Source organism: Pseudomonas promysalinigenes (assembly GCF_014269025.2).
Classification (GTDB): domain Bacteria; phylum Pseudomonadota; class Gammaproteobacteria; order Pseudomonadales; family Pseudomonadaceae; genus Aquipseudomonas; species Aquipseudomonas promysalinigenes.
The window spans coordinates 493,054-508,062 of record NZ_CP077094.1 but is presented as its reverse complement, the minus strand read 5'-3'; the positions used below and the strand labels follow the sequence as shown (position 1 = coordinate 508,062).

Annotated in this window: 10 protein-coding genes; all 10 read right to left on the bottom strand. The window is 57.6% G+C overall.

Annotation, left to right across the window (positions count from 1 at the left end):
- Nucleotides 1–13: 13 nt before the first annotated feature.
- The 10 genes from rplW to rpoB all read right to left on the bottom strand — a co-directional run bounded on the left by rplW (nt 14) and on the right by rpoB (nt 14,990).
- Nucleotides 14–313: a 50S ribosomal protein L23 gene (rplW, locus tag HU725_RS02305; RefSeq protein WP_003255484.1), complete on the bottom strand. Its 300-nt coding sequence runs from the start codon at nt 311–313 to the stop codon at nt 14–16.
- Nucleotides 310–912 (bottom strand): 50S ribosomal protein L4, encoded by a 603-nt coding sequence (gene rplD, locus HU725_RS02300; protein WP_027917846.1) that lies wholly within the window; start codon nt 910–912, stop codon nt 310–312. The genes rplW and rplD overlap by 4 nt, the downstream gene beginning before the upstream one ends.
- Nucleotides 913–924: 12 nt before the next feature.
- The gene (rplC, locus tag HU725_RS02295; RefSeq protein WP_060478897.1) at nt 925–1,560 is read right to left on the bottom strand and encodes a 50S ribosomal protein L3; all 636 of its coding nucleotides are present in this window, start codon (nt 1,558–1,560) and stop codon (nt 925–927) included.
- Between the two features lie 80 nt (nt 1,561–1,640).
- Complete coding sequence (rpsJ, locus tag HU725_RS02290; protein ID WP_003186070.1) at nt 1,641–1,952, bottom strand: 30S ribosomal protein S10; 312 nt, start codon at nt 1,950–1,952, stop codon at nt 1,641–1,643.
- Between the two features lie 141 nt (nt 1,953–2,093).
- Nucleotides 2,094–3,287, bottom strand: coding sequence for an elongation factor Tu (tuf, locus tag HU725_RS02285; protein WP_010951775.1), 1,194 nt, complete (start codon nt 3,285–3,287; stop codon nt 2,094–2,096).
- 27 nt (nt 3,288–3,314) lie between these two features.
- The gene (fusA, locus tag HU725_RS02280; RefSeq protein WP_186479002.1) at nt 3,315–5,462 is read right to left on the bottom strand and encodes an elongation factor G; all 2,148 of its coding nucleotides are present in this window, start codon (nt 5,460–5,462) and stop codon (nt 3,315–3,317) included.
- A 30-nt stretch (nt 5,463–5,492) separates the two neighbouring features.
- Nucleotides 5,493–5,963: a 30S ribosomal protein S7 gene (gene rpsG / locus HU725_RS02275; protein WP_003246741.1), complete on the bottom strand. Its 471-nt coding sequence runs from the start codon at nt 5,961–5,963 to the stop codon at nt 5,493–5,495.
- A 106-nt stretch (nt 5,964–6,069) separates the two neighbouring features.
- Nucleotides 6,070–6,441, bottom strand: coding sequence for a 30S ribosomal protein S12 (rpsL, locus tag HU725_RS02270; protein WP_003255492.1), 372 nt, complete (start codon nt 6,439–6,441; stop codon nt 6,070–6,072).
- A 211-nt stretch (nt 6,442–6,652) separates the two neighbouring features.
- Entirely contained in the window at nt 6,653–10,852 is a 4,200-nt protein-coding gene (gene rpoC / locus HU725_RS02265; protein WP_186479001.1) for a DNA-directed RNA polymerase subunit beta', read from the bottom strand.
- Between the two features lie 64 nt (nt 10,853–10,916).
- Nucleotides 10,917–14,990 carry a DNA-directed RNA polymerase subunit beta gene (gene rpoB / locus HU725_RS02260; protein ID WP_060480383.1) on the bottom strand — a complete coding sequence of 1,358 codons (4,074 nt, stop codon included), beginning with the start codon at nt 14,988–14,990 and terminating at the stop codon, nt 10,917–10,919.
- Nucleotides 14,991–15,009 lie beyond the last annotated feature (19 nt).

Here is a 15,009-nt window from a genome sequence, read left to right as displayed (position 1 = left end):
ATGCACCCCTTCCTTACTCAGCACTGCTGCTGAAATCGAGATCTTGGCCTGGCTGAAGGGAGACGATCGCCTTCTTCCAGTCATTACGCTTGCCCAGACCACGTGCGGTACGCTTGGTTTTACCCAGAACGTTAACAGTCGACACGTTTTCAACTTTTACGTTGAACAGGCCTTCGACAGCTTTCTTGATTTCCAGCTTGGTTGCATCGGTAGCAACCTTGAATACGAACTGGCCTTTTTTCTCAGCCAGAACGGTAGCCTTCTCGGAAACGTGCGGGCCAAGGAGGACTTTAAATACGCGTTCCTGGTTCATCCCAGCAGCTCCTCGAATTTCTTCACGGCCGAGACGGTGATCAACACCTTCTCGTATGCGATCAGACTGACCGGGTCGGAACCTTGAACGTCACGTACATCGACGTGCGGCAGGTTGCGAGCAGCCAGGTACAGGTTCTGATCAACAGCGTCAGAAACGATCAGTACGTCGTTCAGACCCATGCCGTTCAGCTTGTTCAGCAGATCTTTGGTTTTCGGCGCTTCAACAGCGAAGTCCTGAACCACGACCAGACGGTCGCTACGCACCAGCTCAGCGAGGATGGAGCGCAGAGCTGCGCGGTACATCTTCTTGTTGAGCTTTTGCGAGTGATCTTGAGGACGAGCTGCGAAGGTTACACCACCGCCACGCCAGATCGGACCACGAGTGGTACCAGCACGAGCACGGCCAGTACCCTTCTGACGCCATGGGCGCTTACCGCCACCGGCCACGTCGGAACGGGTCTTCTGCTGCTTGGTGCCCTGACGGCCGCCAGCCATGTAGGCTACGACTGCTTGGTGTACCAGCGTCTCGTTGAATTCGCCACCGAAAGCCAGTTCGGAAACTTCGATCGCCTGAGCGTCATTTACATTAAGTTGCATGTCAGTATCCCCTTAACCGCGAGCCTTGACAGCTGGACGTACAACCACGTCGCCGCCAGTAGCGCCAGGAACGGCACCCTTGACCAGCAGCAGGTTGCGCTCAGCGTCTACGCGAACTACTTCCAGGGACTGAACAGTCACGCGCTCGGCGCCCATGTGACCGGACATTTTCTTGCCCTTGAACACACGACCAGGAGTCTGGCACTGGCCGATGGAACCAGGAACACGGTGCGACACGGAGTTACCGTGGGTGTTGTCCTGACCACGGAAGTTCCAGCGCTTGATGGTACCGGCGAAGCCTTTACCTTTGGACTGACCAGTAACGTCTACCAGCTGGCCTGCAGTGAAGAGTTCAGCTTTGATCAGATCGCCAGCCTGGAAATCGCCTTCTTCAAGACGGAACTCCCAGATACCGCGACCAGCGGCAACGTTAGCTTTGGCGAAGTGGCCTGCCTGAGCGGCAGTCACACGCGAAGCACGACGCTCGCCGACAGTGACTTGCACTGCACGGTAGCCATCGGTTTCTTCAGTTTTGAACTGGGTGACACGATTCGGCTCGATCTCAATGACCGTGACCGGAATGGAGACACCTTCTTCGGTGAAAATGCGGGTCATACCGCACTTGCGACCGATTACACCAATAGTCATGTTGTAAACCTCATGAGTGTACGGGGCTTTCACCCGCTATGGCCGCCCATTTCAGAGCGTTACACGACTAGACCGAAGTCTTAGCCGAGGCTGATCTGTACTTCCACACCTGCCGCCAGATCAAGCTTCATCAGCGCGTCAACGGTTTTATCCGTTGGCTGGACGATGTCCAGAACACGCTTATGAGTGCGGATCTCGTACTGGTCACGCGCGTCTTTGTTGACGTGCGGGGAGACCAGAACGGTGAAACGCTCTTTGCGGGTAGGCAGTGGAATTGGACCACGCACTTGTGCACCAGTACGTTTCGCGGTTTCCACGATTTCCTGGGTGGATTGGTCGATCAGGCGATGGTCGAAAGCCTTCAACCTGATACGGATTTGCTGATTTTGCATTGGATTTCAGACTCCAGGCTGTTCCCAACGGACGCACTACGCCCGCTAAAAGGAGGCGTGATTCTATAGACGCCCCCATTTAGTGTCAACCCAATAAAAAAAACCCCCGCTGAGCGGGGGTTTTTTCAATCGGTCGAGTGATTACTCGATGATTTTGGCTACGACGCCGGCGCCGACGGTACGACCGCCTTCACGGATAGCGAAGCGCAGACCGTCTTCCATTGCGATGGTCTTGATCAGGGTAACAGTCATCTGAATGTTGTCACCTGGCATTACCATTTCAACGCCTTCCGGCAGTTCGCAGTTACCGGTCACGTCAGTGGTACGGAAGTAGAACTGTGGACGGTAGCCTTTGAAGAACGGAGTGTGACGGCCGCCTTCTTCTTTCGACAGAACGTAGACTTCTGCGGTGAACTTGGTGTGCGGCTTGACCGAACCTGGCTTGACCAGAACCTGGCCACGCTCAACGTCGTCACGCTTGGTACCACGCAGCAGAACGCCGCAGTTCTCGCCAGCACGACCTTCGTCCAGCAGCTTGCGGAACATCTCAACACCGGTGCAGGTGGTGGTGGTGGTGTCACGCAGACCAACGATTTCCAGCGGATCCTGAACGCGGACGATACCACGCTCGATACGGCCGGTAACAACGGTACCACGACCCGAGATCGAGAATACGTCTTCGATCGGCATCAGGAATGGCTGGTCGATAGCACGAACTGGCTCAGGGATGTAAGCATCCAGAGTTTCTACCAGCTTCTTAACAGCGGTAGTGCCCATTTCGTTGTCGTCTTTGCCTTCCAGCGCCATACGAGCCGAACCGATGATGATCGGGGTGTCGTCGCCTGGGAAGTCATAGGTGGACAGCAGGTCGCGAACTTCCATCTCGACCAGTTCCAGCAGCTCAGCGTCGTCTACCAGGTCAGCCTTGTTCAGGAAGACCACGATGTACGGAACGCCTACCTGACGGGACAGCAGGATGTGCTCACGGGTTTGTGGCATCGGACCATCGGCGGCCGAGCAAACCAGGATCGCGCCGTCCATCTGGGCAGCACCGGTGATCATGTTCTTCACGTAGTCAGCGTGACCTGGGCAGTCAACGTGAGCGTAGTGACGAATGTTCGAGTTGTACTCGACGTGAGCGGTGTTGATGGTGATACCGCGCGCTTTTTCTTCTGGAGCCGAGTCGATCTTGTCGAACTCAACGACGGCCGAACCGAAAACTTCGGAGCAGACGCGAGTCAGAGCTGCGGTCAGAGTGGTCTTACCGTGGTCAACGTGGCCGATGGTGCCGACGTTAACGTGGGGAAGGGAACGATCAAATTTTTCTTTAGCCACGACAGTGAACCTCTTGCCTAAAGGGGATTAGCCTTGTTTTTTAACGAGTGCTTCGACGATGTTCGACGGAGCTTCGGCGTATTTGGAGAATTCCATGGAGTAGCTTGCGCGACCCTGAGACATGGAACGAACGTCGGTCGCGTAACCGAACATCTCTCCGAGCGGTACCTCAGCAGTGATTACCTTGCCGGACACCGAGTCTTCATTACCCTGGATCATCCCGCGACGACGGCTCAGGTCACCCATCACGTCACCCAGGTACTCTTCCGGGGTTACAACTTCGACCTTCATGATCGGCTCAAGCACCACACCACCGCCCTTCTGGGCCAGTTGCTTGGTCGCCATCGAAGCGGCGATCTTGAACGCCATTTCGTTGGAGTCGACGTCGTGGTACGAACCGTCGAATACCGTGGCCTTCAGGCCGAGCAGCGGATAGCCGGCAACAACGCCGTTTTTCATCTGCTCTTCGATACCCTTCTGGATCGGGGCGATGAATTCCTTAGGAATCACACCACCAACGACTTCGTTGGTGAACACCAGACCTTCGGTGATGTTGCCCTTTTCGTCCACGTCCGGCTCCGAGAAACGGATCCAGCAGTGACCGAACTGACCACGACCACCCGACTGACGAACGAACTTGCCTTCGATCTCGACGTTGGACTTGGTGATCTTCTCGCGGTACGAAACCTGCGGCTTGCCTACGTTGCACTCGACGTTGAACTCGCGCTTCATGCGGTCAACGAGGATGTCGAGGTGCAGCTCACCCATACCGGAGATGATGGTCTGGCCGGTTTCTTCGTCGGTCTTGACGCGGAACGACGGGTCTTCCTGGGCCAGCTTGCCCAGAGCGATACCCATCTTCTCCTGGTCAGCCTTGGTTTTCGGCTCTACGGAGAGCGAAATTACCGGCTCAGGGAAGTCCATACGCTCGAGGATGATCGGCTTGTCGGCGTTGCACAGGGTGTCACCGGTGGTGACGTCCTTCATGCCGATCAGAGCAGCGATGTCGCCAGCGCGTACTTCTTTGATCTCTTCACGCTGGTTGGCGTGCATCTGCACCATACGGCCAACGCGCTCTTTCTTGCCCTTGACCGAGTTGATGACGGAGTCACCGGAGGTCAGGAAGCCCGAGTAGACGCGAACGAAGGTCAGAGTACCCACGAACGGGTCGGTGGCAATCTTGAACGCCAGGGCCGAGAACGGCTCGTTGTCGTCGGCAGGACGCTCGTCGTACTGCTCTGGCTTGACTTCATCCTTCGGCGTGTCGATCAGGTCAGGGTGGATACCCTTGATCGCCGGGATTTCGGTCGGTGCTGGCAGGTAGTCGATAACGGCGTCCAGAACCAGGGGAACACCCTTGTTCTTGAACGACGAACCGCAGACAGCCGGAACGATCTCGCTGGCCAGGGTGCGCGCGCGCAGACCGGCTTTGATCTCTTCGACGGTCAGCTCTTCGCCTTCCAGGTACTTGTTCATCAGCTCTTCGCTGGACTCGGCAGCCGCTTCAACCATGTTGGAGCGCCACTCTTGAGCCAGCTCCAGCATATCGGCAGGAATTTCTTCCTCGCGATAGGTGGTGCCTTTATCGTCATCGTTCCAGTAGATGGCTTTCATCTTGATCAGGTCAATCTGACCCTGGAAGTCATCTTCTGCACCGATAGCCAGCTGGACCGGAACCGGGGTGTGACCCAGACGGTTCTTGATCTGACCGATAACGCGCAGGAAGTTGGCACCGGCACGGTCCATTTTGTTCACGTAGACAACACGTGGAACGCCGTACTTGTTGGCTTGACGCCATACGGTTTCGGACTGCGGCTCAACGCCGGAGGTACCGCAGAATACGACGACCGCGCCGTCGAGTACGCGCAGCGAACGTTCTACTTCAATGGTGAAGTCAACGTGGCCGGGGGTATCGATGACGTTTACGCGGTAGTTGTCGTACTGACCACGGGAACCTTTCCAGAAGGTGGTAACGGCAGCGGAGGTAATGGTGATACCCCGCTCCTGCTCCTGCACCATCCAGTCGGTGGTCGCGGCGCCGTCATGCACCTCGCCCATCTTGTGGCTCAGACCTGTGTAGAACAGGATCCGCTCGGTAGTGGTAGTCTTGCCCGCGTCAACGTGGGCGCAGATACCGATGTTACGGTAGCGGTTAATTGCTGTAGTACGAGCCATAAAGCCCTCGCAAAATGATTGATGCTTGAATTAGAAGCGGTAGTGCGAGAACGCTTTGTTGGCTTCAGCCATACGGTGCACGTCTTCGCGCTTCTTGACTGCAGCACCCTTGCCTTCAGCAGCATCCAGCAGCTCGCCGGCCAGGCGCAGAGCCATCGACTTCTCGCCGCGCTTGCGGGCGTAGTCTACGAGCCAGCGCATTGCCAGAGCGTTACGACGGGATGGACGAACTTCAACCGGAACCTGGTAAGTAGCACCGCCGACACGACGGGACTTAACTTCGACCAGCGGAGCGATGGCGTCGAGAGCTTTCTCGAAGATTTCCAGGGGGTCGCTGTTCTTGCGTGCTTTGACGGTATCCAGAGCACCGTAAACGATGCGCTCGGCTACTGCTTTCTTGCCGCTTTCCATCACGTGGTTCATGAACTTGGCGAGAATCTGCGATCCGTACTTAGGATCGTCAAGGATCTCACGTTTTGCTGCTACACGACGTCTTGGCATGATAAGCCCTCAAACGGTCTTCAGGTTAGCCCGGGACGTGGGTCTACGACCCCTGCCCGACCTTACTCTTATCGACTCAAAAAAATGGATGTCTGCAAACGACCGATTACTTCGGACGCTTGGTACCGTATTTCGAACGACCCTGGTTACGGCCTTTAACGCCCGAAGTATCCAGAGAGCCGCGAACGGTGTGGTAACGAACACCTGGCAAGTCTTTTACACGGCCGCCACGGATCAGGACGACGCTGTGCTCTTGCAGGTTGTGGCCTTCACCACCGATGTACGAGGAAACCTCGAAACCGTTGGTCAGACGCACACGGCATACTTTACGCAGTGCCGAGTTAGGTTTTTTCGGCGTGGTGGTGTACACGCGGGTGCACACGCCACGACGTTGCGGGCAGTTCTGCAGCGCAGGAACGTCGGACTTTTCGACCGAACGCTTACGCGGCTGACGTACCAGCTGGTTGATAGTTGCCATCTACTAGCTCCACTGATTGTCTTGCGACTCTATTGTCTTGCAAGAAAGCCAAAAATTGGCGAGACGGAGCCTCACCAAATTTAAGGGTACAAAAGTCTAAAGAGGATCTTGCACCCAGTCAAGACGAGGCCCCGGCCCACCTCGCCCGATCATCGGCAACATTTCATGTCACCGGGGATCGTGCGAGGCTTGCCGGGGCCCCGCCCTGTACTTAGTTACCGCTGGAGTTCAGCGCTTCGGTCAGTGCGGCTTCCACCTCACTGGCGCTTACACGCAGCGGTTTGTCCGCATCACGGCGACGCTTACGCTCGCTGTGGTAGGCCAGACCAGTACCAGCCGGGATCAGACGACCCACGACCACGTTCTCTTTCAGGCCACGCAGGTAGTCGCGCTTGCCGGTTACCGCCGCTTCGGTCAGCACGCGGGTGGTTTCCTGGAAGGAAGCCGCGGAGATGAACGATTCGGTCGACAGCGAGGCCTTGGTGATACCCAGCAACACGCGGGTAAACTTGGAGATGAACTTGTCTTCCCCTGCCAGGCGCTCGTTTTCCATCAACACCTGGGTCAGCTCCATCTGGTCGCCCTTGATGAAGCTGGAGTCACCCGACTCGGCGATCTCAACTTTACGCAGCATCTGACGCAGGATGGTCTCGATGTGCTTGTCGTTGATCTTAACGCCCTGCAGACGGTAAACGTCCTGGATCTCGTTGACGATGTACTTGGCCAGCGCGCTTACACCCAGCAGGCGCAAGATGTCGTGCGGATCGCTCGGGCCGTCGGAGATCACTTCGCCGCGGTTTACCTGCTCACCTTCGAAGACGTTCAGGTGACGCCACTTCGGAATCAGCTCTTCGTACGGGTCGCTGCCGTCGGTCGGGGTAATGACCAGACGACGCTTGCCTTTGGTCTCCTTACCGAACGCGATGGTGCCGCTGACTTCAGCCAGGATCGAGGCTTCTTTCGGACGACGCGCTTCGAACAGGTCGGCAACGCGCGGCAGACCACCGGTGATGTCACGGGTCTTCGACGTTTCCTGCGGGATACGCGCGATAACGTCACCAACACCGATCTGTGCACCGTCAGCCACACCAACCAGGGCGTTGGCCGGCAGGAAGTACTGGGCAGGTACGTCGGTACCCGGCAGGTACAGGTCCTTGCCAGCAGCATCGACCATCTTGATCGCCGGACGGATTTCCTTGCCAGAGGCAGGGCGATCCTTGACGTCCATCACTTCGATGTTGGTCAGGCCGGTCAATTCGTCGGTCTGACGCTTGATGGTGATGTTTTCTTCCATGCCCACGAAGGTCACGGTACCTTTGAGCTCGGTAACGATCGGGTGGGTGTGCGGGTCCCACTTGGCAACGATTGCGCCAGCTTCGACCTTGTCACCTTCCTTGACCGAAATCACCGCACCGTAAGGCAGCTTGTAACGCTCGCGCTCACGACCGAACTCGTCGGCAATGGCCAGCTCGCCGGAACGGGACACGGCAACCAGGTTGCCATCGGCACGCTCGACCTGCTTCAGGTTGTGCAGACGTACCATACCGCCATTCTTCACCTGGACGCTGTCGGCAGCCGAGGTACGGCTTGCAGCACCACCGATGTGGAACGTACGCATGGTCAGCTGGGTACCCGGCTCACCGATGGACTGTGCAGCGATAACGCCGACAGCTTCACCGATGTTCACCTGGTGACCGCGAGCCAGGTCGCGACCGTAGCACTTGGCGCAAATACCGAAGCGGGTTTCACAGTTGATCGGAGAACGCACGACTACTTCGTCGATGCTGTTCAGCTCGATGAACTCGACCCACTGTTCGTCGACCAGAGTACCGGCCGGAACGATGACATCCTCGGTGCCCGGCTTGAACACGTCACGGGCGATGACACGGCCCAGTACACGTTCACCCAGCGGCTCGACAACGTCGCCGCCTTCGATGTGCGGGGTCATCACCAGGCCTTGGTCAGTACCGCAATCGATCTCGGTAACCACCAGGTCCTGCGCGACGTCCACCAGACGACGGGTCAGGTAACCGGAGTTCGCAGTTTTCAGTGCGGTATCCGCCAGACCCTTACGGGCACCGTGAGTCGAGATGAAGTACTGCAGTACGCTCAGACCTTCACGGAAGTTCGCAGTGATCGGCGTCTCGATGATGGAGCCGTCAGGCTTGGCCATCAGACCACGCATACCGGCCAGCTGACGGATCTGGGCGGCCGAACCACGGGCACCGGAGTCAGCCATCATGTACATCGAGTTGAAGGACTCTTGGTCGACTTCGTTGCCTTCACGGTCGATGACCTTCTCTTTCGAGAGGTTGGCCATCATCGCCTTGGAAACTTCGTCGTTCGCCTTCGACCACAAGTCGATGACCTTGTTGTACTTCTCGCCCTGGGTTACCAGGCCGGAGGCGTACTGGCTCTCGATTTCCTTCACTTCATCGGTAGCGTTACCGATGATGCGAGCTTTCTCGTCCGGGATAACGAAGTCGTTAACACCGATGGAAACGCCGGAAATGGTCGAGTAAGCGAAACCGGTGTACATCAATTGGTCAGCGAAGATAACGGTCTCTTTCAGACCAACCACGCGGTAGCATTGGTTGATCAGCTTGGAGATCGCCTTTTTCTTCATCGGCTGGTTGACCACGTCGTATGGCAGACCTGCCGGCACGACCTGGAACAGCAGAGCACGGCCGACGGTGGTGTCGACGATGCGGGTGTTCTTGACCACGGAGCCGTCACGCTCTTTCACGGTTTCGTTGATACGAACCTTGATTTTCGCGTGCAGGGCAGCCTCGCCGGCGCGGAATACGCGGTCGACTTCCTGCAGGTCAGCAAATACGCGACCTTCGCCCTTGGCATTGATGGCTTCACGGGTCATGTAATACAGACCCAGTACAACGTCCTGCGACGGAACGATGATTGGCTCACCGTTGGCTGGCGACAGAATGTTGTTGGTCGACATCATCAGCGCGCGCGCTTCGAGCTGGGCTTCCAGCGTCAGCGGCACGTGAACGGCCATCTGGTCACCGTCGAAGTCGGCGTTGTACGCAGCACAGACCAGCGGGTGCAGCTGAATAGCCTTACCTTCGATCAGTACTGGCTCAAAGGCCTGGATACCCAGACGGTGCAGGGTAGGTGCACGGTTGAGCAGTACGGGGTGTTCGCGGATGACTTCTGCGAGCACGTCCCACACCTCTGGCAGCTCACGCTCGACCATCTTCTTGGCAGCCTTGATGGTGGTCGCCAGACCACGCATTTCCAGCTTGCCGAAAATGAACGGCTTGAACAGCTCAAGAGCCATCTTCTTCGGCAGACCGCACTGGTGCAGACGCAGGGTCGGGCCTACGGTAATTACCGAACGGCCAGAGTAGTCCACACGCTTACCGAGCAGGTTCTGACGGAAGCGACCTTGCTTACCTTTGATCATGTCGGCCAGGGACTTCAGCGGACGCTTGTTCGAGCCAGTGATGGCGCGACCGCGACGGCCGTTGTCCAGCAGGGCGTCGACCGCTTCCTGCAGCATGCGCTTTTCGTTGCGCACGATGATGTCCGGCGCCGACAGATCGAGCAGGCGCTTCAGACGGTTGTTACGGTTGATCACCCGACGATACAGGTCGTTCAGGTCGGAGGTCGCGAAGCGGCCACCATCCAGCGGTACCAGCGGACGCAGGTCCGGTGGCAGTACTGGCAGGACGGTCAGGACCATCCACTCTGGCAGGTTGCCCGAGCCCTGGAAAGCTTCCATCAGCTTCAGGCGCTTGGACAGCTTCTTGATCTTGGTTTCCGAGTTGGTCTGCGGAATCTCTTCGCGCAGGCGGCCGATCTCGTGCTCCAGGTCGATAGCGTGCAGCAGCTCGCGGACAGCCTCTGCACCCATGCGGGCGTCGAAGTCGTCACCGAACTCTTCCAGCGCTTCAAAGTACTGCTCGTCGTTCAGCAGCTGACCCTTCTCGAGGGTAGTCATGCCCGGGTCGATAACGACGTAGCTCTCGAAGTAGAGCACGCGCTCGATGTCACGCAGGGTCATGTCCATCAGCAGACCGATACGGGACGGCAGCGACTTCAAGAACCAGATGTGGGCAACTGGCGAGGCCAGTTCGATGTGCGCCATGCGCTCACGACGAACTTTGGCCAGGGCCACTTCAACGCCGCACTTCTCGCAGATTACGCCGCGGTGCTTGAGGCGCTTGTACTTACCGCACAGGCACTCATAGTCCTTGACTGGGCCAAAGATCTTGGCGCAGAACAGGCCGTCACGCTCAGGCTTGAACGTACGGTAGTTGATGGTTTCCGGCTTCTTAACTTCACCGAACGACCACGAACGGATCATTTCAGGCGACGCCAGACCGATGCGGATGGCGTCGAACTCTTCGACTTGACCCTGGTTTTTCAGCAAATTCAGTAGGTCTTTCAAGGCCTTTCCTCCTGGCGGAGCAGGGAGCGGGCATTACCTGCCCCACTCCCCTTCGCGTCACGTGTTATTCGGTTTCCAGATCGATATCGATACCGAGCGAACGGATCTCTTTGATCAACACGTTGAAGGACTCGGGCATGCCCGGCTCCATACGGTGATCGCCATCCACGATGTTCTTGTACATCTTGGTACGGCCGTTCACGTCGTCCGACTTCACTGTGAGCATTTCTTGCAGGGTGTATGCCGCGCCGTATGCTTCCAGCGCCCACACTTCCATCTCCCCGAAACGCTGACCACCGAACTGCGCCTTACCACCCAGCGGCTGCTGGGTAACCAGGCTGTAGGAACCAGTGGAACGCGCGTGCATCTTGTCGTCCACCAAGTGGTTCAGCTTGAGCATGTACATGTAACCAACGGTCACAGGACGCTCGAACTTGTTGCCGGTACGGCCGTCGAACAGCACCATCTGGCCGCTTTCTGGCAAGTCTGCCAGTTTCAGCATGGCCTTGATCTCACGCTCCTTGGCACCATCGAAGACTGGAGTAGCCATAGGCACGCCTTTCTTCAGGTTGTTGGCCAGAGCAATGATCTCTTCGTCGGAGAACTCATCCAGGTTCTCCTGACGACCACCGATCTCGTTGTAGATCTCGGTCAGGAAGGTGCGCAGTTCAGCGGCTTTGCGCTGCTCTTCGATCATGCGATCGATCTTCTCGCCCAAGCCCTTGGCCGCGAGGCCCAGGTGAGTTTCGAGAATCTGACCGACGTTCATACGCGATGGTACACCCAGCGGGTTCAGTACCACGTCAACCGGAGTACCGTTGGCGTCGTGCGGCATGTCTTCGACCGGCATGATCACCGAGACAACACCCTTGTTACCGTGACGGCCGGCCATCTTGTCACCCGGCTGGATGCGACGGCGGATTGCCAGGTAGACCTTGACGATTTTCAGTACGCCTGGAGCCAGGTCATCGCCCTGCTGCAGCTTGCGCTTCTTGTCTTCGAACTTGTCGTCCAGCAGGCGACGGCGATCGACGATGTACTGCTGAGCCTTTTCCAGCTGCTCATTCAGTGCATCTTCGGCCATGCGCAGTTTGAACCACTGGCCATGCTCCAGACCGTCCAGTACTTCGTCAGTGATCACGGTGCCTTTCTTCAGGCCCGCACCACCGTCGACCACTTGGCCGTTCAGGGCAGCACGCAGACGCTCGAAGGTTGCACCTTCGACAATGCGGAACTCTTCGTTGAGGTCCTTGCGGATCTCGTCCAGCTGCATCTTCTCGATGGACAGGGCGCGGCTGTCGCGCTCTACGCCATCACGAGTGAAGACCTGTACGTCGATGACGGTACCCTTGGTACCAGTCGGCACGCGCAGGGAGGTGTCTTTAACGTCGCTGGCCTTCTCACCGAAGATTGCGCGCAACAGTTTCTCTTCCGGGGTCAGCTGAGTTTCGCCTTTTGGCGTGACCTTGCCGACCAGGATGTCGCCAGCGCCGACTTCAGCACCTACGTAAACGATACCCGCCTCGTCCAGCTTGTTCAGAGCAGCTTCACCCACGTTCGGGATGTCCGCAGTGATTTCTTCTGGGCCAAGCTTGGTATCACGCGCCACACAGGTCAGTTCCTGAATGTGGATAGTGGTGAAGCGGTCTTCCTGAACCACACGCTCGGACAGGCAGATGGAGTCTTCGAAGTTGAAGCCGTTCCACGCCATGAACGCGATGCGCATGTTCTGACCCAGTGCCAGTTCACCCATATCGGTGGACGGACCATCGGCCATGATGTCGCCACGCTGAACCTTGTCACCTTTGCTCACCAGCGGACGCTGGTTGATGCAGGTGTTCTGGTTCGAACGGGTGTACTTGGTCAGGTTGTAGATGTCTACACCCGCTTCGCCAGTCTCGACTTCGTCATCGGCAACGCGAACGACGATACGGCTAGCGTCGACCGAGTCGATCACACCACCGCGGCGAGCAACCACGCAGACACCGGAGTCACGGGCAACGTTGCGCTCCATGCCGGTACCAACCAGCGGCTTGTCGGCACGCAGGGTCGGTACGGCCTGACGCTGCATGTTCGAACCCATCAATGCACGGTTGGCGTCGTCGTGCTCGAGGAACGGAATCAGCGACGCAGCAACGGAAACAACCTGCTTCGGCGAAACGTCCATCAGGGTGACGTCTTCCGGCGCCTTGACGGTGAATTCGTTCAAGTGACGAACCGCAACCAGCTCATCGATCAGCTGCTTGTTCTCGTTCATGGCCGCCGAGGCCTGGGCGATCACGTGATCCGCTTCTTCAATGGCCGACAGGAACACGATGTCATCGCTGACCACGCCTTCCTTCACCACGCGGTACGGGCTCTCGAGGAAGCCGTACTGGTTGGTGCGGGCATAAGCAGCCAGGGAGTTGATCAGACCGATGTTCGGACCTTCAGGGGTCTCGATCGGGCACACACGGCCGTAGTGGGTCGGGTGTACGTCACGGACTTCGAAGCCTGCACGCTCACGGGTCAGACCACCAGGGCCAAGTGCGGAGACACGGCGCTTGTGGGTGATCTCGGAGAGCGGGTTGTTCTGGTCCATGAACTGCGACAGCTGGCTGGAACCGAAGAACTCTTTCACCGCCGCCGCTACCGGCTTGGCGTTGATCAGGTCTTGCGGCATCAAGCCTTCGCTTTCTGCCATCGACAGACGTTCTTTGACCGCACGCTCAACACGTACCAGGCCAACACGGAACTGGTTCTCGGCCATTTCGCCTACGCAACGAACGCGGCGGTTACCCAGGTGGTCGATGTCATCGACGATGCCTTTGCCGTTACGGATATCAACCAAGGTCTTCAGAACCTCGACGATATCTTCCTTGCTCAGCACGCCCGAACCTTCGATCTCGGTACGACCGATACGACGGTTGAACTTCATGCGGCCAACGGCGGACAGGTCGTAACGCTCGGCGCTGAAGAACAGGTTGTTGAACAGGGTCTCGGCTGCATCCTTGGTTGGCGGCTCGCCAGGACGCATCATCCGGTAGATCTCGACCAGCGCTTCCAGCTGATTGCTAGTGGTGTCGATCTTCAGGGTGTCGGAGATGAACGGGCCGCAGTCGATATCGTTGGTGTACAGAGTCTCGATGCGGACTACCTGAGCCTTGGCGATCTTGATCAGCAGCTCTGTGGTCAGCTCGGTATTGCACTCGGCCAGGATCTCGCCAGTGGCTGGGTGAACGATGGCCTTGGCGGTAGTGCGACCCAGGACGTATTCCATCGGCACGTCCAGCTGGTTAACACCGGCCTTCTCGAGCTGATTGACGTGGCGCGCAGTGATGCGGCGACCTTGTTCGACAATGACCTTGCCAGCACCGTCATGGATATCCATGACCGCAACTTCACCACGCAGACGCTGAGGCACCAGCTCCAGGCTGAGTTTCTCGCCGGAAATGTGGAAGACGTTGGTGGTGTAGAAGGTGTTGAGTACTTCTTCCGTGCTGTAACCCAGCGCGCGCAGCAGCACCGAAGCCGGCAGCTTGCGGCGACGGTCGATACGCACGAACACGCAGTCTTTCGGGTCGAACTCGAAGTCCAACCACGAACCGCGGTAAGGGATGATGCGAGCGGAGTACAGCAGCTTGCCGGAGCTGTGCGTCTTACCACGGTCGTGGTCGAAGAACACACCAGGCGAACGGTGCAGCTGGGAAACGATTACTCGTTCGGTACCGTTGATAACGAAGGTACCGTTCTCAGTCATCAGGGGGATTTCACCCATGTAGACTTCTTGCTCTTTGATGTCCTTGATCGCTTTGTTCGACGATTCCTTGTCGAAGATGATCAGGCGCACCTTGACCCGCAGTGGGACCGCGAAGGTCACGCCACGCAGGACACATTCCTTCACATCGAAGGCGGGATCGCCCAGGCGGTAGCCTACATACTCCAGGGCAGCATTGCCGGAGTAGCTGATGATCGGGAATACCGACTTGAAGGCCGCGTGCAGGCCGACGTCACGGAACTGATCCTTGGATGCTCCCGCTTGCAGGAATTCGCGATACGAATCCAGCTGGATGGCCAAAAGGTATGGCACATCCATGACGTCCGGCAACTTGCTAAAGTCCTTGCGGATACGTTTTTTCTCAGTGTATGAGTAAGCCATCAGCGTTCCCCAGCTTGGT